15 protein-coding genes are annotated in these 20743 nt (G+C 65.3%); 9 read left to right on the top strand and 6 right to left on the bottom strand.

Annotated elements, in window-relative coordinates; translation table 11 throughout:
* Positions 1–20: 20 nt before the first annotated feature.
* Positions 21–587 (top strand): GNAT family N-acetyltransferase, encoded by a 567-nt coding sequence (locus NJH59_RS15115; protein ID WP_043863946.1) that lies wholly within the window; start codon positions 21–23, stop codon positions 585–587.
* Positions 588–590: 3 nt separating this feature from the next.
* Here the strand turns inward: NJH59_RS15115 and NJH59_RS15110 are convergent, their stop codons facing one another.
* On the bottom strand, positions 591–1343 hold the full coding sequence (locus tag NJH59_RS15110) for an outer membrane beta-barrel protein (RefSeq protein WP_043863947.1): 753 nt from the start codon (positions 1341–1343) through the stop codon (positions 591–593).
* Positions 1344–1592: 249 nt separating this feature from the next.
* Between NJH59_RS15110 and NJH59_RS15105 the strand changes: the two genes are divergently transcribed.
* Complete coding sequence (locus NJH59_RS15105) at positions 1593–1892, top strand: RcnB family protein (RefSeq protein ID WP_043863948.1); 300 nt, start codon at positions 1593–1595, stop codon at positions 1890–1892.
* Here the strand turns inward: NJH59_RS15105 and NJH59_RS15100 are convergent.
* Positions 1889–2806 (bottom strand): LysR substrate-binding domain-containing protein, encoded by a 918-nt coding sequence (locus NJH59_RS15100; RefSeq protein ID WP_104572521.1) that lies wholly within the window; start codon positions 2804–2806, stop codon positions 1889–1891. The two genes, NJH59_RS15105 and NJH59_RS15100, sit on opposite strands and share 4 nt — an antisense overlap.
* Positions 2807–2905: 99 nt before the next feature.
* On the opposite strand from NJH59_RS15100, the gene NJH59_RS15095 reads away from it, so the two are divergent.
* From NJH59_RS15095 to NJH59_RS15075, 5 genes are all read left to right on the top strand, one after another.
* Positions 2906–3997 (top strand): tartrate dehydrogenase, encoded by a 1092-nt coding sequence (locus NJH59_RS15095; RefSeq protein ID WP_229590161.1) that lies wholly within the window; start codon positions 2906–2908, stop codon positions 3995–3997.
* Between the two features lie 195 nt (positions 3998–4192).
* Entirely contained in the window at positions 4193–5815 is a 1623-nt protein-coding gene (locus tag NJH59_RS15090) for a BCCT family transporter (RefSeq protein ID WP_043863951.1), read from the top strand.
* A gap of 153 nt (positions 5816–5968) precedes the next feature.
* On the top strand, positions 5969–7090 hold the full coding sequence (locus NJH59_RS15085; protein ID WP_229590162.1) for an aromatic ring-hydroxylating dioxygenase subunit alpha: 1122 nt from the start codon (positions 5969–5971) through the stop codon (positions 7088–7090).
* Positions 7091–7135: 45 nt separating this feature from the next.
* Entirely contained in the window at positions 7136–8584 is a 1449-nt protein-coding gene (locus NJH59_RS15080) for an NAD-dependent succinate-semialdehyde dehydrogenase (RefSeq protein ID WP_229590163.1), read from the top strand.
* 23 nt (positions 8585–8607) lie between these two features.
* Positions 8608–9579 (top strand): PDR/VanB family oxidoreductase, encoded by a 972-nt coding sequence (locus NJH59_RS15075; protein WP_229590164.1) that lies wholly within the window; start codon positions 8608–8610, stop codon positions 9577–9579.
* A gap of 114 nt (positions 9580–9693) precedes the next feature.
* On the opposite strand, the gene glgB is transcribed toward NJH59_RS15075, so the two are convergent.
* From glgB to NJH59_RS15060, 3 genes are read right to left on the bottom strand one after another with little or no spacing between them, the layout of a single operon-like run.
* Complete coding sequence (gene glgB / locus NJH59_RS15070; protein WP_229590165.1) at positions 9694–11907, bottom strand: 1,4-alpha-glucan branching protein GlgB; 2214 nt, start codon at positions 11905–11907, stop codon at positions 9694–9696.
* Positions 11908–15216, bottom strand: coding sequence for a maltose alpha-D-glucosyltransferase (treS, locus tag NJH59_RS15065; RefSeq protein ID WP_253086949.1), 3309 nt, complete (start codon positions 15214–15216; stop codon positions 11908–11910). It lies immediately after the preceding gene.
* Between the two features lie 27 nt (positions 15217–15243).
* The gene (locus NJH59_RS15060) at positions 15244–17250 is read right to left on the bottom strand and encodes an alpha-1,4-glucan--maltose-1-phosphate maltosyltransferase (protein WP_058540282.1); all 2007 of its coding nucleotides are present in this window, start codon (positions 17248–17250) and stop codon (positions 15244–15246) included.
* A gap of 142 nt (positions 17251–17392) precedes the next feature.
* On the opposite strand from NJH59_RS15060, the gene NJH59_RS15055 reads away from it, so the two are divergent.
* A complete protein-coding gene (locus NJH59_RS15055) occupies positions 17393–17548 on the top strand; it encodes a hypothetical protein (protein WP_167400188.1) in 156 nt (51 codons plus the stop codon).
* A gap of 132 nt (positions 17549–17680) precedes the next feature.
* On the opposite strand, the gene NJH59_RS15050 is transcribed toward NJH59_RS15055, so the two are convergent.
* A complete protein-coding gene (locus NJH59_RS15050) occupies positions 17681–19354 on the bottom strand; it encodes an AMP-binding protein (RefSeq protein WP_253086948.1) in 1674 nt (557 codons plus the stop codon).
* Between the two features lie 204 nt (positions 19355–19558).
* On the opposite strand from NJH59_RS15050, the gene NJH59_RS15045 reads away from it, so the two are divergent.
* On the top strand, positions 19559–20722 hold the full coding sequence (locus tag NJH59_RS15045; protein ID WP_043863959.1) for an isovaleryl-CoA dehydrogenase: 1164 nt from the start codon (positions 19559–19561) through the stop codon (positions 20720–20722).
* Positions 20723–20743: the final 21 nt, after the last annotated feature.

The following is a 20743-nucleotide window of genomic DNA, read 5'->3' as shown; positions in this document are numbered from 1 at the left end:
TTCGCCCGCCAAGGATTCCCATGCTGCAGATCCGCCCGATGACCGCCGCCGATTTCGACCGCTTCTGGCCCACCTTCCAGGCCGTGATCGCAGCGCGGGAGACCTACGCCTACGACCCGAACCTGAGCCTGGAGCAGGCCCGGCACCTGTGGCTTGAGGTGCCGCTGCACACGCTGGTGGTCGAGGACGAGGGCCAGTTGCTGGGCGCGTACTACCTCAAGGCCAATGCCGCAGGCCCCGGCAGCCATGTGAGCAACTGCGGCTACATGGTCGCCGAGGCCGCCCGCGGGCGCGGCGTGGCGCGGCTGATGTGCGAGCACTCCCAGCGCCTGGCACGCAACGAGGGCTTCCTGGCCATGCAGTTCAACTCGGTGGTGGCCAGCAACGAGGTGGCCGTGGCGCTGTGGCACGCGCTGGGCTTCGAGACCGTCGGGCGCCTGCCCAGGGCCTACCAGCATGCCCGCCTGGGCCTGGTCGACTGCCTGGTGATGTACAAGTGGCTGGGTGAAATGACTGCGCCCGAACAGCCAAGGCTGATCGGGCGCAAGAACATCGAGGCGGTGGTGTCGCGCAAGCGCGGGCGCTAGCCCTTAGAACGCAAGGCCGACCTTGATGCCGAACTCGTCACGCTTGAGCTTGATGTTGTCGGCCACTTCCGAGTCTTCGTCCAGCTTGTACTCGGTGCGGGTGTAGTACAGGCCGGCCATCACCGGCATCGAGCCCTTCTGGTTCATCAGCAGGCTGACTTCGGCATAGGGGTTGGTACGGTCCTTGAGGTCGACGGTGTCGTTGCCCACGTCTTCGACATGCAGCTTGGCCTTGCTGTCCAGCGAACGGCGTGCACCGGCTTCCAGGCGCAGGGTCATGTCGTCGAACTGGTGGTTGTAGCCCAGCGCGGCCTTGGCGAAGGGGGTGCGACCGGTCAGCTTCATGTCGTAGCCGTTGGATTCCAGCTCGTAGCGCGACCAGTTGTAGCCGCCGCCCACGATCAGGTCGACCGAGTTGCGCGCATCGATCGCGGCGCGCCAGCCCAGGTCCACGTCGGCCTGGCCTTCCTTGAGCTTGGTGTCGTTGTGGTCGCCGTACTTGAGGTCGACACCGGCCTGGTAGATGAAGCCGGATTCAGCGGTGAGCTTGTTGCCGAAGTTGAAGAACAGGCCGCCTTCACCCATGCGGTCGGTATCGGACTCGCTGCCGCCTTCGAGCTTGAACTTGTTGTAGGCGCCGAGAACACCAAAGGTTGCAATCGGGTCGGTGGGGGCTGCGGCCAGCGCACTCAGGGGGGCGGCCAGTACCGCCAGGGCCGAGGTCTTGAGCAGCAGGTTGCCGAATCGCTTGGACATCACTTTCAGTCTCCATTTATGTGAAAGGCACTCGGGGTCGAATGCGACCTTTCGAACCCCGGGCGTTTCAAAAAGTTCAGACGAAGGCTCTGGGGTGCGGGTTGTGTCACAGAAACCGTGTCGGGCGTTCACAAAACCCTGTGGGAGCTGGCATTGCCAGCGAAGGCAACGCCGCAGATATACAGCCGATTGAATGTTTGCAGCAGCGCGCAGTCCGATTCTTCAAGCCCCAGCCATCAGGAGTACCGCATGACTGCACGCAAACTGTTCACCACCCTTGCCCTGCTCGGCAGTGTCGCCCTGGTCCAGCTCCCGGCCCAGGCCGCCGAGCCCAGCGTGGTTGCGCCCGAGTCCCCGACCCGCGAGCTGAAGGTGCACGACAAGGCCCCCGACCTCTACAAGCGCGACGACATGGCCCTGCGCGGCTGGAAGGAAAAGGGCCTGAGCCAGCCCGACGAAGACAGCCAGTGGGTCAAGATCCAGGACAACTACGTGCTGATCGAAATCACCAACGGCACCATCAAGAAGATCGTGCCTGCCAAGGGCTAACCCAGCGCCGGCAGGCTGTAGCGCTCGGCGAAGTACTGGCGCAGGAACTCGACCGCCACGCGTACTTTCGCCGAGCTGGCCAGGGGCGAGGTGTATACCGCCCAGATGTCCGCCGCCTGGTGATAGTCCTCCAGCACCGGCACCAGCCGGCCATCGGCCAGGCTGTCGTGCACATCCCAGTACGAACGCAGCAGTATCCCCCGCCCGTCCAGGCACCATTGGTGCGCCACCTCGCCGTGGTTGGTCGACAGCCCGCCGGTCACCCGCACGCTCTGCTCGCCCTGCGGCCCCTGTAGTTGCCAGACGCCGAACGGGTGGTCACGCTCCTTGATCACCAGGCAGTCATGGCTGCTCAACTCGGCCAGTTGGCGCGGCGTGCCGCGCCGTTGCAGGTAGCCCGGTGCGGCGCACAGCACGCGCCGGTTGTGGGCCAGCGGCTTGGCGATCAGGTGCGGGGCAATCACGTTGCCCACGCGGATATCCAGGTCCACCCCCTCCTCGATCAGGTCCACCAGGCGGTCGTGCACGTCCAGGCGGATATCCAGCTGCGGGTAGCGCTCGGCCAGCTCCGACAGCGCCGGCGCCACGAAGCGCCGGCCCAGGCCCAGGCTGCTGGCGATACGCAACTGGCCCACCGGCACGCGGTGCTGGGTGCTGATGTCGTCGCCCATGCGCTGCACCGTCTCGAAGATCTGCAAGGCCCACTGGTAGACCCGCTCGCCCTCCTCGCTCAGCGACACCCGCCGCGTGGTGCGGTGCAGCAGGCGCACGCCCATCTGCTGCTCGAGCAGGCGCACACGCTTGCTGATGAACGCGGCCGACATGCCCAGTTGCTCGGCCACCGCGGCAAAGCTGGCGCGCTTGGCCACCTGGACAAAAATGTTGAGGTCTTCGAGGTTGGGCAGACTATTCACGATATGTGCACAAAGAATTCATGTTGGGCGAGATTATCTCTGACCCGATGGCTTATAGCATGCGCTCACCTGTTCCCAAACAACAACGAGTGAGCCGCCATGACCAAGACCTTCAAGATTGCCGCCATTCCCGGCGACGGTATCGGAAACGAAGTGCTGCCCGAGGGCATCCGCGTGGTCGAAGCCGCCGCGCGCAAGCACGGCCTGGACATCCAGTTCGAATTCTTCGAGTGGGCCAGCTGCGACTATTACCTGGCCCACGGCAAGATGATGCCCGATGACTGGTTCGAGCAGCTCAAGGGCTTCGATGCGCTGTACTTCGGTGCGGTCGGCTGGCCCGACAAGGTGCCGGACCACATCTCGCTGTGGGGCTCGCTGCTCAAGTTCCGCCGCGACTTCGACCAGTACGTGAACATCCGTCCGGTGCGCCTGTTCCCCGGCGTACCCTGCCCGCTGGCCGGTCGCGAGCCGGGCGACATCGACTTCGTGGTGATCCGCGAGAATACCGAGGGCGAATACTCCTCGCTGGGCGGTCGCATGTTCGAAGGCACCGAAAACGAGTTCGTGCTGCAGGAGTCGGTGTTCACCCGCCGCGGCGTCGACCGCATTCTCAAGTATGCCTTCGACGTGGCGCAGACCCGCGAGCGCAAGCACGTGACCTCGGCCACCAAGTCCAACGGCATGGCCGTGAGCATGCCGTACTGGGACGAGCGCACCGCCGCGATGGCCGCCAACTACCCCGAGATCAGCTGGGACAAGCAGCACATCGACATCCTCTGCGCACGCTTCGTGCTGCAGCCGGACCGCTTCGACGTGGTGGTGGCTTCCAACCTGTTCGGCGACATCCTCTCCGACCTGGGCCCGGCCTGCGCCGGCACCATCGGCATCGCACCGTCGGCCAACCTCAACCCCGAGCGCAGGTTCCCGTCGCTGTTCGAACCGGTCCACGGCTCGGCGCCGGATATCTTCGGCCAGAACATCGCCAACCCGATCGCGATGATCTGGTCCGGGGCGCTGATGCTGGAGTTCCTCGGCAATAACGGCGCCGACCCGCGCTACCGCGCCGCCCACGACGACATCCTTGGCGCCATCGAGCGCGTGATCGCCGCCGGCGACACCACCCGCGACATGGGCGGGCAGAAGTCCACCCAACAGGTCGGCCAGGCCATCACCGCGCTGATCGAAGGGTGAAACAACGGGCCGGTTGTCTGAATTGCCAGACAATCCGGCCCGTCACCTCTTGCGAGCCCACAAGATTCTAGGCAGAATCTGTTAACCAAAAGATAGACGTTAACTTATAGTTAACAGAAGGAGGACGCTTTACCGCATTACCCCCCGGATTGCCTGCCGGGTACAGATAAGAACGCCAACGTCCAGGAGACGATGATGTCGCACAAGAATAAAAAACAGATAGATGTGTTCCTGATTACCGTGAGCCTGATTGCCGTGCTGCTCACCGTGATCGGCCTCGCCGTGTTTCCCTCCCAGGCCGAACAGGCCGCCAACCAGTTGTTCGAGATTGCCACCCGTACCTTCGGCACCAGTGTCCAGGTGCTGGTATTCGGCAGTTCGCTGGCCGTGCTTTACCTGGCGTTCAGCAAGTACGGCAACATCCGCTTCGGCAGCGGCAAGCCCGAGTACTCCACCCCCACCTGGGTGTTCATGTTCATCTGTGCCGGCATGGGGTCCTCGACCCTGTACTGGGGCGTGATGGAATGGGCCTACTACTACCAGACCCCTGGTCTGAACATTGCCGCGCAATCGAGCCAGGCGCTGGAATACAGCGTCAGCTACTCGTTCTTCCACTGGGGCATCAGCGCCTGGTCGATCTATGCCCTGGCCTCGCTGGCCATGGCCTATCACTTCCACGTGCGCAAGAAGAGCGGCCTGAACCTGGCCTCGATCGTCGAGGCGGTGACCGGCTTCAAGGCCACCGGCCCGATCGGTCGCACCGTGGACCTGATCTTCCTGCTGACCATGATGGGCGCGCTGACCGTGTCGCTGGCGCTCACCGCCTCGACCCTGACCCGCGGCCTGCATGACCTGGCCGGCACCCCCGACACCTTCACCGTGCAACTGATGGTGATCGGTGCAGTGGCCATCCTGTTCTCGCTCAGTTCCTACATCGGCATCGATGGCGGCCTGCAGCGCCTGAGCAAGATGGTGTGCATCGGCGCGCTGGTGTTCGCCGGCGTGGTGCTGCTGGTGGGCCCGACCCAGTTCACCATCAACAACACCGCCAACTCCATCGGCCTGATGGTGCAGAACTATGTGCGCATGAGCCTGTTCACCGACCCGGCCGGCGACGGCGCGTTCACCCGCAACTGGACGGTGTTCTACTGGCTGTGGTGGGTGTCCTATGCCCCGGGCGTGGCCATGTTCGTAACCCGTGTGTCCCGTGGGCGCCAGCTCAAGGAAGTGGTGTTCGCCCTGCTCGCCGGTGGCAGCGTGGGCTGCTGGTTCTTCTTTGGCGCGCTGGAAAGCTACAGCATGCACCAGTTCATCAACGGCGCCATCGACGTACCGAAGATCCTCAGCGAGCAAGGCGGCGAATCGGCGGTCAGTGCCCTGCTGACAGCACTGCCGATGGGCAAGGTGTTCCTGGGCGTGTACCTGTTCATCATGGCGGTGTTCTGCGCCTCGCACATGGACGCTGCCGCCTATGCCGTGGCGGCCACCAGTACCCGCAACCTGCGCGAAGGCGACGACCCCACCCCCACCCACCGTCTGTTCTGGTGCGTGGTGCTGACCCTGGTACCGCTGGCCATGCTGTTCGCCAAGGCGTCGCTGTCGACCATGAAGACCGCCGTGGTGCTGACCGCGATCCCGTTCATGGTGATCCTGCTGATCAAGATCTACGGCTTCTTCAAGTGGATGCTGCAGGACTACGGCCACGTGCCGGCCCACCGCATCGAGGAAGAGGCCGCGCGCCTGGCCGGCGAGCAGCCCGAACAGCCTGAACCCGTTGAACAACCCGCAGCGGCCCCGGTAACCGCGACGGCCCGCTGAGTCGCTGACCCCGACCCACCTGCACGGATGCAGGCCTGACGGTCCTTTTTTTTGCCTGTTCTGTTAACCAATAGATACACGTAAACCAATAAGTAAAAGCCAATTGAACAACGGTGCGCCGGCCTGGCTGGACGCCCCCGTGAGGAGATAGCAATGAACGACTTCAAACGCCTGCCCGCCGATTTCTGCGCCAGCGCAGACGAGGCCTTCACCATTCCGGCCAAGTTCTACACCCAGCCTGCGGTGTTCGAGCACGAGAAAGAGAACATCTTCGCGCACAGCTGGATCTGCGTGGGTCATCGCAGCGAAGTGGCCGAGAACAACGCCTACATCACCCGCGAGATCATCGGCGAGAGCATCATCGTGGTGCGTGGTCGCGACAGCGTGCTGCGCGCCTTCTACAACGTGTGCCCGCACCGTGGCCACCAGCTGCTCAGCGGCAGCGGCAAGGCCAAGAACGTGATCACCTGCCCGTACCACGCCTGGACCTTCAAGCTCGACGGCGAACTGGCCCACGCACGCAACTGCGAGAACGTGGTCAACTTCGACAAGCAGAACTCCACCCTGGTGCAGCTGCGCGTGGAAGAGTACGCAGGCTTCATCTTCATCAACATGGACATGGACGCCGGCAGCGTCGAAGACCAGCTGCCCGGCCTGCAGGCACGCATGCGCCAGGCCTGCGCGGTGATCGACGACCTGCACCTGGCAGCACGTTTCGTCAGCGATACCCCGGCCAACTGGAAGTCCATCGTCGACAACTACCTGGAGTGCTACCACTGCGCCCCGGCGCACCCGGGCTTCTCCGACTCGGTGGACGTCGGCCAGTACAGCCACACCACCTACGGCAACTGGACCCTGCAATATGGCCTGGCCAAGCCGTCGGAGCAGTCGTTCAAGTTCGACGAAAGCGTCAAGGACCCCTCCTTCGCCGGCTTCTGGGCATGGCCGTGCACCATGTTCAACGTGCCGCCAGGCGCGAACTTCATGACCGTGATCTACGAGTTCCCGGTCGACGCCGAAACCACCCTGCAGCACTACGACGTGTACTTCCTGAACAAGGACATCACCGAAGAGCAGCAGAAACTCATCGACTGGTACCGCGAGGTGTTCCGCCCCGAGGACCTGCGCCTGGTCGAGAGCGTGCAGAAGGGCCTCAAGTCCCGCGGCTACCGTGGCCAGGGCCGGATCATGGCCGACCGTGAGCGCAGCGGCATGAGCGAGCACGGCATCGCCCACTTCCACAACCTGATCGCCGTCGCCCACCTCAACGACTGACAACGCCCGCCCCCGGTACGCCGGGGGCGGCATGGAGTGCCTTGCGTGAAACTCAACGATCCCACACTGCTGCGCCAACAGGCGTACATCAACGGCCACTGGTGCGATGCCGACGACGGTCGTCAGGTCGAGGTCTGCGACCCGGCCAACGGCGAGCGCCTGGGCAGCGTGCCGCTGATGGGCGGCGCCGAGACGGTACGCGCCATCGAAGCCGCCGAGGCCGCGCTGCAAGGCTGGCGCGAGCGCACCGCCAAGGACCGCGCGCAGGTGCTGCGCCGCTGGTTCGAACTGCTGCTGCAACACGAAGACGACCTGGCCCGGCTGATGACCTTCGAGCAGGGCAAGCCACTGCACGAGGCACTGGGCGAGATCCGCTACGCGGCCTCGTTCATCGAATGGTTTGCCGAGGAAGGCAAGCGCGTCTACGGCGATGTCATCCCCAGCCCTTCCAACGACAAGCGCCTGCTGGTGATCAAGCAGGGCATCGGCGTGTGCACCGCCATCACCCCGTGGAACTTCCCGGCGGCGATGATCACGCGCAAGGTGGCCCCGGCCCTGGCCGCCGGCTGCACCATCGTGGTCAAGCCGGCCAACGAAACCCCCTTCTGCGCCCTGGCGCTGGTGGAGCTGGCCGAACGTGCAGGCATCCCTGCCGGGGTGTTCAGCGTGGTCACCGGTGATGCGGTGGCCATTGGCGCCCAGTTCACCGGGCACCCGGCCGTGCGCAAGCTGAGCTTTACCGGCTCCACCCCGATCGGCCGGCTGCTGATGGGCCAGTGTGCCCAGAGCATCAAGAAGGTGTCGCTGGAACTGGGCGGCAACGCGCCGTTCATCGTGTTCGACGATGCCGACATCGACGCCGCCGTCGAAGGCGCGCTGGCAGCCAAGTACCGCAACGCCGGCCAGACCTGCGTATGCGTCAACCGTTTCTACGTGCATGACAGCGTGTATGCGCAGTTCACCGAACGCTTCGTGGAGCGCGTGCGCGCCCTGGGCGTGGGCCACGGCACCAGCGCCGCGAGCCAGGTCGGCCCGCTGATCAGCGACAAGGCCGTGGCCAAGGTGCGCAGCCTGATCGACGACGCCATGGCCAAGGGCGCCGACCTGCTGCTGGGCGGCGAAGCCCATGCGCTGGGCGGCAACTTCTTCGCACCCACGGTGCTGGCCAACATTGCGCCGGGCACCCAGCTGCTGCAGGACGAGATCTTCGGCCCGGTGGCGGCCATCGTGCGCTTTCGCAGCGACGAAGAGGTGATTGCCCAGGCCAACGACACCCTGTACGGCCTGGCGGCGTACTTCTACAGCCGCGACATCGCCCGGGTGTTCAAGGTGGCCGAGGCACTGGAGTACGGCATGGTCGGTATCAATACCGGGCTGATCTCCAATGAAGTGGCGCCGTTTGGCGGCGTCAAGCAGTCGGGCCTGGGCCGCGAAGGCTCGCGCTACGGCATCGAAGACTATCTGCAAATCAAGTACCTGTGCCTGGCCGTGTGAGCCAGTGGCAGTCGAGGTGAATCATGGCCAACAAATACGAGATGTTCAGTGTGCAGGTAACCGCCGTCGAGCAGGCGACGCCGCTGATCAAGCGCTTCACCCTGGCCCGTGAGGACGGCGCGCCGATGCCGGCATTTACCGGTGGCAGCCACGTGATCGTGCAGATGCAGGGCGCCGACGGGCGCCAGTTCAGCAACGCCTACTCGCTGATGAGCGACCCGCGCGACACCCGCAGCTACCAGATCGGCGTGCGCCTTGAAGAGCAGTCCAAGGGTGGCTCGGCGTTCATGCACCAGCAGGTCGAGGTGGGCAGCGTGCTGAACATCTCCAGCCCCAACAACCTGTTCGCGCTGGACCCGAGCGCGGGCCGGCACGTACTGATCGCCGGCGGCATCGGCATCACGCCGTTTCTGGCGCAGTTGCATGAACTGGAGGCCGGCAGCACCGCCTACGAGCTGCACTATGCCTTTCGCAGCCCCGAGCATGGCGCGTTCCAGGCCGAACTGAGTAGCGGGCCGCATGCGGCCAACACGCAGTTCTACATCGACAGCCTGGAGCGCAAGCTGGACCTGGCCACGCTGTTTGCGGGCCTGGATGACGCGGCGCATGTGTATGTGTGCGGGCCCAAGCCGCTGATCGATGCGGTGATCGCCACCGCAGCATCGCTGGGCATTGCCGAGCAGCGCGTGCACTGGGAGCAGTTTGCCGCGGCGCCGGTGACCGGTGCGGCGTTTACCGTGGTGCTGGCGCGCTCGGGGCAGGAGTTGCAGGTGGAGGAAGGCATGACCATCTTGCAGGCCATCGAGAAATCCAAGGCGGCCAAGGTGGAATGCCTGTGCCGCGAGGGTGTGTGCGGCACCTGCGAGACCATGATTCTGGAGGGTGAGGCCGAGCATTTCGACCAGTACCTGAGCGATGAAGAGAAGGCTTCGCAGCAGAGCATGATGCTGTGCGTGTCGCGGGCGCGCACGGCCCGGCTGGTGCTGGACCTGTAGATCGAATCGCGGGTCAAGCCCGCTCCCACAGGTGCAGTGCAGTTCCTGAAAACACTGCAATCCCTGTGGGAGCGGGCTTGACCCGCGAATGGCCTGCGCAGCAGGCCCAAGGTCTCAAGCCGGGCGCAGCACCAACACCGCCAGTGGCGGCAGGTTCACCGCCAGCGACAGCGGCTGCCCATGGCTGGGCAACGCCTCGCTGTTCACCGCCCCGAGGTTGCCGTAGTTGGACCCGGCATACACCTGGGCATCGCTGTTGAGCACCTCCACCCACTGTTCGCCAAACGGCACCCCGATGCGATAACCCTCCCTCGGCACCGGCGTGAAGTTGGCCACCACCAGCAACGGCTCGCCCTCGGCGCTCCAGCGCAGCCACGCATACACGCTGTTGCGCGCATCGTCGCCGATCAGCCACTGGAACCCTTGCGGCACGCAGTCCTGCTGATGCAGCGCCTTCTCGTCGCGGTACAGCCGGTTCAGGTCGGCCACCAGCGACTGCACACCCTTGTGCTCGGGGTACTGCAACAGGTACCAGTCCAGTTCCGCGTCATGGTTCCACTCGCGCCACTGGCCGAATTCGCAGCCCATGAACAGCAGCTTCTTGCCCGGATGGCACCACATGAAGGCCAGGTACGCGCGCAGGTTGGCGAACTTCTGCCAGCGGTCGCCCGGCATCTTGTCGATCAGCGAGTGCTTGCCGTGCACCACCTCGTCATGGGAAATCGGCAGGATGAAATGCTCGGAATACGCGTAGATCAGGCCGAAGCTCATCTCGTTGTGATGATGCGCACGGTGGATCGGGTCGTTCTGGATGTAATGCAGGGTGTCGTGCATCCAGCCCATGTTCCACTTGTAGTTGAAACCCAGGCCGCCCTGCTGGGTCGGCTGGCTGACACCCGGCCAGGCAGTGGATTCCTCGGCGATCACCAGCGCCCCCGGCGCCTCCTGGGCCACCACGTCGTTGAGGTGGCGCAGAAAATCGATGGCCTCCAGGTTCTCGCGCCCGCCGTGGCGGTTGGGCACCCATTCGCCGGCCTTGCGCGAGTAGTCGCGGTACAGCATCGAGGCCACCGCATCCACCCGCAGCCCGTCGATGTGAAAATGCTTGAGCCAGTGCAATGCCGAAGCCAGCATGAAGCCGTGCACCTCGTTGCGCCCCAGGTTGTAGATCAGCGTGTCCCAGTCCTGGTGGAAGCCCTCCAGCGGGTTGGCGTACTCATACAGTGCGGTGCCGTCGAACTGCGCCAGCCCATGTTCGTCGGTGGGAAAATGCGCCGGCACCCAGTCGAGGATCACGCCGATGTGGGCCTGGTGGCAGGCGTCGATGAACGCGGCGAAATCCTCGGCCGTGCCATAGCGCGCGGTGGGCGCGAACATCGACAACGGCTGGTAGCCCCACGAGCCGCCAAACGGATGCTCCATGATCGGCATCAGCTCGATATGGGTGAAGCCCAGCTCCTGGATGTAGGGCACCAGCCGCTCGGCCAGTTCGCGCCAGTTGTAGTAGCGGGCCACTTCACCGCTTTCATCCAGCTCGCATTGCCAGGAACCGGCGTGCAGTTCGTAGATCGACAGCGGCGCGTTGGTGGACTGGTGCGCCGCACGCACGCGCATCCAGCCCTGGTCCTGCCACACATGGCCCAGCGCGGCGGCCACCTTCGAGGCGGTGCTGGGCGGCAGCTCGGTGGCCAGTGCCAGCGGGTCGGCCTTGAGCGGCAGGATGCCGTCGGGCCCGAGCAGTTCGTACTTGTACGTCTCGCCGGCCTGCAGGCGCGGGATGAACAGCTCCCACACACCGCTGGGCACGCGCTTGCGCATCGGGTGGCGGCGCCCGTCCCAGTTGTTGAAGTGACCGACCACCGACACCCGCCGCGCATTCGGTGCCCACACCGCAAAGCGCACCCCGTCGATGCCGTCCACCTGCGCGGGCTGCGCGCCGAATACCTTGGCCAGGTCGCGATGATTGCCTTCGGCGAACAGGTACAGGTCCATCTCGCCCAGCAGCAACTGGGTAAAGCTGTAGGGGTCTTCGGTGACCTGCTCGCCCCCTGCCCAGTTGATGTGCAGGTCGTACGCCTGCGGTTGCTGCAACCGCCCGCTGAACAGCCCGGGCACACTGCCCTGCTCCAACTCCAGCAGCACCTGCCCGCTGTCGCGGGCCACCGCCCGGGCACTCAGGGCATCGGGCAGGTAGGCGCGTATCCACTGCCCGCCCGCGCCATCCGGGTGCGGCCCGAGCACCGCGAACGGGTCGCCGTGCCTGGCATTGACCAGGTCATCGATATCCCTTGTGCCCAACCCAGCCTGTTCCCGCTTGTGCGCGCTCATTCATTCTCCCCACGTACTGACAAGCCCATGGAGGCCATGCAAGGGCACGGCCAACCAGCTCGGGCGATTCTCGGCTTCATACATAATTTCGTAGGCAGCCTTTTCCAGGCTGAACAGGTCCAGCGCCGCGCGTGCCCCGCCGGGCTGTTCCCAGGCGTGCGGCAGGTCGGCGGTGGCCAGATCGTAGGCCTGAACAAAGGCATGCCGGGCCTGGTGCAGGTAGCGCCGCGCCACGCGCTGACGGGCCTGGCGGGCCGGCGGCGAGACGTCCACCCCCGACGCGCTGCGCAACACCATCGCAGCAGCATAGTCGAACGAACGCAGCACGCCGCTGACGTCCTTGTACGGGCTGTGCTTGCCGCGTCGCTCCTCCAGTGGGCGCGCCGGCTCGCCTTCGAAGTCGATCATATAGGCATCGCCCTGCACCACCAGCACCTGGCCCAGGTGCAGGTCGCCGTGCACCCGTATCAGCAGGCCACCGACCGCCTGCATGGCCAGTTCGCTGACCTGTTCGAGCAGGCCCTTGCGCTGCTTGCCCAGGTCGTCGACCAGCGCCTGGCTGTCGGCATCCAGCTCATCGCGGTGCTGCTCCAGCAGGTCGAACGCCTGGTTGAGCTGGGCACTGACCTGCTTGCCCCAGGCCTTGCCATCGCGCGCGCTACTCACCCGCGGCTTGAACGCCGGGTCCTGGGTGGGCGCGGCCAGCACCTGGTGCATCTGGCCCAGGCGCTGGCCCAGCTGCGCGGCAAAGGCCTGCAGCTCCTGCAAGGCATCGGCATGGGCCTGCGGGGCCTGGGTGCCGGGTTCCATTTCGTCGCGAATCGCGCGTTCCAGGGTGTTCTGGGTCCAGTCCCAGGCGTCGCCCTGGTTGCTCAGGTAGCCCTGGGCGATCATCAGCAGGTGCGGCTGCCCGGTGGCGTCCACCCGGCTCAGCCAGCCCAGCAGCGGTGATATGTTCGGGTAGCGGGCGGCAGTGAGGTAGGCGCTCATCTCGAGCTCGGGGTGGATGCCGCCATTGACCCGGCGGATCAGCTTGAGCACCAGGCTGCCCCCTACCACCACCGAGCTGTTGGACTGCTCGGCCGACAGGTAGCGCACCGCCGGCTCGTCGCCCAACTCCAGGGCGGCCAGTTGCTCGGTGGCCTGGAACTGCAACTCGCCGTCGCTGCAGCTCAGGCGCGTGCCATCGGCAAAGCCGGCCAGCACCGCGCGAATGAAGCTTTCGAGCACGAAACCATCGGTGATCAGGCCCACCTGGCGCCCCCGGCGTACCCGTGACAGGGCCAGTTGCTGGGGCAATGCGCTGGTCAGCTGGTCTTCGCCGATCAGGCCGAACGGCAACTGATAGCGGCTGGTCTGCCCGCCGCTGTCGACCTCGATTTCACTGAGCAGCACGGGGCTGGTGGCCGCACCGAAGCGCACGCCATAGGCGATGCGCACCTTTTCCAGCGCGGCGCCCTTGCCCGCGAACCAGCGGCGCTTGGGCAGGTACTGCGGCAGGATGGCGTCTTGCAGGGTGTCGCGCGACGGCGATTCGAGCAGCTCTTCCATGCGTTTCTTGAGCACCACGGTGGTGAACTCCGGTAGCGGCTGCACGGGCTGCACATGCCAGCTGGGCATCTGGTCCCTGGGCGCGAGCAGGAACCAGTAGAAGCCATAGGGCGGCAAGGTCAGCAGAAACGGCAGTTGGCCGATCGGCGGGAACGCGCTGCCGCCGAGCATCTCCACCGGCACCTGGTCGACATAGGCCGAGAGGTCCAGCTCTGCCGCCTGGGCGGCGCGGGACACGTTGGCCACGCACAGAATGGTTTCGCCCTTGCCGTCGCTGCCGGTGAATTCGCGGACATACGCCAGGATGCGGCGGTTGCTGGGCGAGAGCATGGTCAGGCTGCCGCGGCCAAAGGCCTTTTGCTGCTTGCGCACCGCCAGCAGGCGACGGTTGAAGTTGAGCAGCGAATGCGGGTCGCTGGCCTGGGCCTCGACGTTCACCGACTGGTAGCCGTACAGCGGGTCCATGATCGGCGGCAGCACCAGGCGTGCCGGGACGGCGCGGGAGAAGCCGCCGTTGCGGTCGATGGACCATTGCATCGGCGTGCGCACGCCGTCGCGGTCGCCCAGGTAGATGTTGTCGCCCATGCCGATCTCGTCACCGTAATACAGGGTCGGGGTGCCCGGCATCGACAGCAGCAGGCTGGTCAGCAGCTCGACCCGGCGCCGGTCGCGTTGCAGCAACGGTGCCAGGCGCCGGCGGATGCCCAGGTTGATGCGCGCGCGACGATCCTGGGCGTAGTAGTTCCACAGGTAGTCGCGCTCGCGGTCGGTGACCATCTCCAGGGTCAGCTCGTCGTGGTTGCGCAGGAAGATCGCCCATTGGCAGTTGGCCGGGATCTCCGGGGTCTGGCGCAGGATGTCGGTGACCGGAAAGCGGTCTTCCTGGGCCAGCGCCATGTACATGCGCGGCATCAGCGGAAAGTGAAAGGCCATGTGGCATTCGTCGCCCTGCCCTTCGCCGAAGTACAGCTGGGTGTCCTCGGGCCACTGGTTGGCCTCGGCCAGCAGCATGCGGTCGGGGTAGTTGGCGTCGATTTCGGCGCGGATCTTCTTCAGCACCTGGTGGGTTTCGGGCAGGTTCTCGTTGTTGGTGCCATCGCGCTCGATCAGGTACGGGATGGCATCCAGGCGCAGGCCATCCACGCCCAGGTCGAGCCAGTAGCGCATCACCCCGATCACCGCCTTGAGCACCTGCGGGTTGTCGAAGTTGAGGTCGGGCTGGTGCGAATAGAAGCGGTGCCAGAAGTACTGGCCGGCAACCGGGTCCCAGGTCCAGTTGGAGTGCTCGGTGTCGAGGAAGATGATGCGCGTGCCGTCGTACCTGGTATCGGTGTCGGACCACACATAAAAGTCCCGCGCCCTGGAGCCGGGCTTGGCGCGCCGGGCCTTCTGGAACCACGGGTGCTGGTCGGAGGTGTGGTTGATGACAAGCTCGGTGATCACCCGCAGGTTGCGCTTGTGCGCCTCGGCGATGAAGCGTCGCACGTCGGCCAGGGTGCCGTAGTCGCTGTGCACGGCCTTGTAGGCGGCGATGTCGTAGCCGTCGTCGCGCCGTGGCGAGGGGTAGAACGGCAGCAGCCACAGGGTGTTGACCCCAAGCTCGGCGATGTAGTCGAGCTTGGCGATCAGGCCGGGAAAATCACCGATGCCGTCGCCGTTGGAGTCGAAGAACGACTTGACGTGCACCTGGTAGATGATCGCGTCCTTGTACCACAGCGGGTCGTTGATGAACGTGGCTGGGCGGGCTTTCTTCGCCATGTACGACTCCTTCTGGTTGGCGGGGGGCTAGCGGGCCGGGGTGATGCGCCAGATGCCGAACGGCTGGTGCCAGGGTTCGATGCGCATCCACTGGGTCTTGCCGTACCAGCTCCAGCGATGGCCGCTCATCAGGTCTTCGCCGAAGGTTTCGGCGTCGTCCTCCAGGCCCAGCTCCCACAGCGGCAACTCGAAGTGCGCCTCCTGGGCGTTGTGCGGGTCGAGGCTGACGGCCACCAGGATCAGGCTGCCGCTGGCCGGATCGCCCTTGGCGAAGTACAGGATGTTGTCGTTCCAGGCGTTGTAGAAGCGGATGCCCAGGTGGGTCTGCAGCGCCGGGTGCTGGCGGCGGATGCGGTTGAGCTGGGCGATCTCGGCAATGATGTTGCCGGGCTGGGTGTAGTCGCGCGGGCGGATCTCGTACTTCTCCGAGTCCAGGTATTCCTCCTTGCCCGGTATCGCCGCCGCCTCGCACAGCTCGAACCCCGAATACATGCCCCACAGGCCCGAGCCCATGGTGGCCAGCGCTGCGCGAATCAGAAAGCCCGGGCGGCCGGAGTCGTGCAGGAAGAACGGGTTGATGTCCGGCGTGTTGACGAAGAAGTTGGGGCGGTAGCAGTACGACCACGGCGGCTGGTTGAGTTCGCTGAAGTACTGTTGCAGCTCGGCCTTGGTGTTGCGCCAGGTGAAGTAGGTATAGCTCTGCGAATAGCCGACCTTGCCCAGGCGCGCCATCATCGCCGGCTTGGTGAAGGCCTCGGCGAGGAAGATCACCTGCGGGTGCTGGCTGCGCACGTTGGCGATCAGCCACTCCCAGAACGGCAGCGGCTTGGTGTGCGGGTTGTCCACGCGAAACTGGGTCACGCCCTCCTGCACCCAGCCCAGCACCACGTCGCGCAGGGCCAGCCACAGGGCGGGCACCGCGTCGGCGGCATAGAAGTCGACGTTGACGATGTCCTGGTATTTTTTCGGCGGGTTCTCGGCATAGCGGATGGTGCCGTCGGGGCGCCAGCTGAACCAGCCCGGGTGCTCGGTGAGCCAGGGGTGGTCCTGGGAGCACTGGATGGCGAAGTCCAGGGCGATTTCCAGACCATGCTCGGCGGCGGCGGCCACCAGCCGGCGGAAGTCTTCGCGGCTGCCCAGCTGCGGGTGGATGGCCTCGTGCCCGCCGTCGGCGCTGCCGATGGCGTAGGGGCTGCCGGGGTCGTCGGGGCCGGCCTGCAAGGCATTGTTGCGGCCCTTGCGGTGCTGGGTGCCGATGGGGTGGATGGGCGGGAAGTACAGCACGTCAAAGCCCATGTCGCGGATCATCGGCAGGCGCTGATGCACGTCGTTGAAGGTGCCGTGGCGGGCCGGGTCGTCGGTGACCGAACGCGGGAACAGCTCGTACCAGCTGGCAAAGCGTGCGCGCTCGCGCTCCACCTCAAGGGGGAACTCGGCGCTGCGGCTGAGGTAGGCACGGTGGTCGGCGCGGCCCATCAGGGCGCGGGTGTCGCCGTGCAGCAGCAGCTCGACGCCGGCCTGGGCAGGCAGGCTGGCCAGTTGCAGGGCCACCGCCTCCAGTTGCGCACGCAGCGGCTCGCTGCTGCGCTCTGCGCTCTGCATCAGATGGCGGCGGCCCTCCTCCAGCTCCAGGCCTACGTCGACGCCGGCGGCGAATTTCTTCTCCAGCTCGTAGCAGTAGCTGGCGTACTGGTCGATCCAGGCCTCGATCATGAACAGGTGGCGGCCCACCTCGCTGACCGTGAAGCGCCCCTCCCAGCTGTCGTTACCCAGCAGCGTCATGGGCACTTCGTGCCAGTTGGGGTGCTGCAGGCGGCGCCAGCTCAGGCGCACGGCCAGCACGTCGTGGCCGTCGGCGAAGACCTTGCTGGTAACGGTGACCTGTTCGCCCACGGTACCCTTGACCGCGTGCTGGCCGGCGTCGAGCACAGGTTCGGTGTTCTCGATCACTATGCGCGGCAGCAGCAGCGCCCTGGCCAGGGTCAGGGTGTGCTCGCTGGTTTCATCGGTGCTGAAAGGCTCATCGCGGGTCATCGAACATCGCTCCGTTACGCTGTGACGGTAAGGTTCAGAGCAATGGCAGGCGTGGGGGTTCAATAAAAAATGAGCGATGCGGCGCGGCCACGGTCGAAGAATGGGTCAGCCTTTGAACAGCCCTTTATGTGAGGTTCGGCCCATGAATATTCCTATTCCTGCTGAAACGCCCGATCCGAATATCGATGACCCCAATCTGCCACCACCGGTGCCCGAGAAGGAGCCCGAGCCGCCCAAGGAGCAGGAGCCCGTGGGCGATCCGCCCAGTGAAGAGCCGCCGGTGAAGGTGCAAGCGTAGACCGGGATCTGGCAGTTGCACTGCGGTGTGCCCATCGCGGGTCGAGCCCGCTCCCACAGGAGTGCGGTGGTTTACAGAAATGCGCGATACCTGTGGGAGCGGGCTTGACCCGCGATGGCTGAAACGCCGAGCTCAACGGTTGCACAACTCCTCGATGCTGATCTCGCGCATGCGAAACTTCTGGATCTTGCCGGTCACCGTCATCGGAAACTCCTCGACGAAACGAAAATGTCGCGGCGTTTTAAAGTGCGCGATGCGGCTCTTGCACCAGGCCTGCAGCTCCCCATCGGTGGCGCTGTGCCCAGGGTGCAGCTTGATCCACGCCACGATCTCCTCGCCGTAACGCTCATCCGGAATGCCGATCACCTGCACGTCCGCCACCGACGGGTGGGTAAAGAAGAACTCCTCCAGCTCGCGCGGGTAGATGTTCTCGCCACCGCGAATGATCATGTCCTTGTTGCGCCCGGCAATGCACACGTAGCCCTGCTCGTCCATGCTCGCCAGGTCGCCGGTGTGCATCCAGCCCGCCGGGTCGATCGCCTCGCTGGTGGCCGCCGGGTTGCCCCAGTAGCCCAGCATCACGCTGTAGCCGCGGGTGCACAGCTCGCCGATGGTGCCACGCGGCACGATGCAGCCGTGTTCGTCGACGATCTTGCTCTCCAGCTGCGGCTGGGTGCGCCCCACCGTGGTCACGCGCAGCTCCAGCTCGTCGTCCGGGCCGGTCTGCAGCGACACCGGGCTGGTCTCGGTCATGCCGTAGGCGATCTGCACCTCGCCCATGTGCAACTGGTCGATCACCCGACGCATCACCTCGATCGGGCAGGTGGCGCCGGCCATGATGCCGGTGCGCAGGCTGCTCAGGTCGTAGTCGCCGCGCCGCGGCTGGTCGAGCAGCGCGATGAACATGGTCGGCACCCCGTACAGCACGGTGGCGCGCTCGCGGGCCACGCCTTCGAGGGTCAGCAGCGGGTCGAAGGCGTCGTTGGGGTAGATCATGGTGGTGCCGTGGGTGATGCAGCCCAGGTTGCCCATGACCATGCCGAAGCAGTGGTACAGCGGCACCGGGATCACCATGCGGTCATGCTCGGTCAGGCCCAGGCTCTCGCCGACCATGTAGCCGTTGTTGAGGATGTTGTAGTGGCTCAGGGTCGCGCCCTTGGGGAAGCCCGTGGTGCCGGAGGTGTACTGGATGTTCACCGGCTGGTCGAACTGCAGGCTCTGCTGGCGCTGCTGGTACTCGGCCGGGGCGACCTGCTCGGCCATGCCGGCCAGCGCCGCCCACGGCAGGAAGCCGCCCGGCGGCGCGTCGTCGAGGCTGATCAGCCCGCGCAGGTCGGGCAGGCGCTCGCCATTGAGCTGGCCTGGCGCCTGGTGCGCCAGCTCCGGCAGCAGTTCGCCGAGCATGGCATGGTAGTCGGAGGTCTTGAAGGTGCCGGCGCAGATCAGCCACTGGCAGGCAGACTGGCGCAGCACGTATTCCAGTTCGCTGGTGCGGTAGGCCGGGTTGATGTTGACCAGGATCACGCCGATTTTGGCGGTGGCGAACTGGGCGATGCACCACTGCGCGCAGTTGGGCGCCCAGATACCCAGGCGGTCGCCGGTCTTCAGGCCCAGCGCCATCAGGGCGCGGGCATGCAGGTCGATGCTGTCGGCCAGTTCGCGCCAGCTGTAGCGCAGTTGCTGGTGGCGTACCACCAGTGCCTCGCGCTCGGCAAAGCGCTCCACGGTGTTGTCCAGGGCCTGGCCGATGGTCATGGCCAGCAGCGGTTTGTCCTGGCGACCCTGGGTGTAGCTCGGTTGATTCATGACGACCCCGTATTGTGATTGTTGTGGGTGCTGATTCACGCGAGACCTAATGTGGCGCAAATTAACGTTAACGTAAAGGTCATGGGGAGATTGACAGTGTTCGGCGCGGGGTTTACGTTAACGTAAAGGTGACAGATCGCAGCGCCTTGATCGCGGGTCAACCACCACGCCACTCAAAGAACAATCGACAAGAAAGGTGCCAGCATGCGTTATCCGACCCTGAACTTCGCCCTGGGCGAAACCATCGACATGCTCCGCGACCAGGTGCAGGCGTTCGTCGCAGCCGAGCTGGCCCCGCGTGCGGCGCAGATCGACCAGGACAACCTGTTCCCCGCCGACATGTGGCGCAAGTTCGGCGACATGGGCCTGCTGGGCATCACCGTCAGCGAAGAATACGGCGGCGCGGGCCTGGGCTACCTGGCCCACGTGGTGGCCATGGAAGAAATCAGCCGCGGCTCGGCCTCGGTCGCGCTCTCCTACGGCGCCCACTCCAACCTCTGCGTCAACCAGATCAACCGCAACGGCACCGCCGAACAGAAAGCCAAATACCTGCCCAAGCTGATCAGCGGCGAGCACATCGGCGCCCTGGCCATGAGCGAGCCCAACGCCGGCTCCGACGTGGTGTCGATGAAACTGCGTGCCGAACAGCGCGGCGACCGCTTCGTGCTCAACGGCAGCAAGACCTGGATCACCAACGGCCCCGACGCCAACACCTACGTGATCTACGCCAAGACCGACCTGGAAAAGGGCCCCCACGGCATCACCGCGTTCATCGTCGAGCGCGACTGGGCCGGCTTCAGCCGCAGCAACAAGTTCGACAAGCTGGGCATGCGCGGTTCCAACACCTGCGAGCTGTTCTTCGACAACGTCGAGGTGCCCCAGGAGAACATCCTCGGCCAGCTCAACGGTGGCGTGAAGGTGCTGATGAGCGGCCTGGACTACGAGCGTGTGGTGCTCTCCGGCGGCCCTACCGGGATCATGCAGGCGTGCATGGACCTGGTGGTGCCCTACATCCACGACCGCAAGCAGTTCGGCCAGAGCATCGGCGAGTTCCAGCTGATCCAGGGCAAGATCGCCGACATGTACACCCAGCTCAATGCCAGCCGCGCCTACCTGTATGCCGTGGCCCAGGCCTGCGATCGCGCCGAGACCACCCGCAAGGACGCCGCCGGGGTGATCCTCTATACCGCCGAGCGCGCCACCCAGATGGCCCTCGAGGCAATCCAGATTCTGGGCGGCAACGGCTACATCAACGAATTCCCCGCAGGCCGCCTGCTGCGCGACGCCAAGCTGTACGAGATCGGCGCCGGCACCAGCGAGATCCGGCGCATGCTGATCGGTCGCGAGCTGTTCAACGAGACGCGCTGAGGCGCTCAGCGGCAACGCCGC

Source organism: Pseudomonas sp. VE 267-6A (genome assembly GCF_024126555.1).
GTDB lineage: Bacteria > Pseudomonadota > Gammaproteobacteria > Pseudomonadales > Pseudomonadaceae > Aquipseudomonas > Aquipseudomonas palmensis.
Note: the sequence above shows the minus strand (reverse complement) of the source record. Positions and strands in the feature narration are given on the sequence as shown.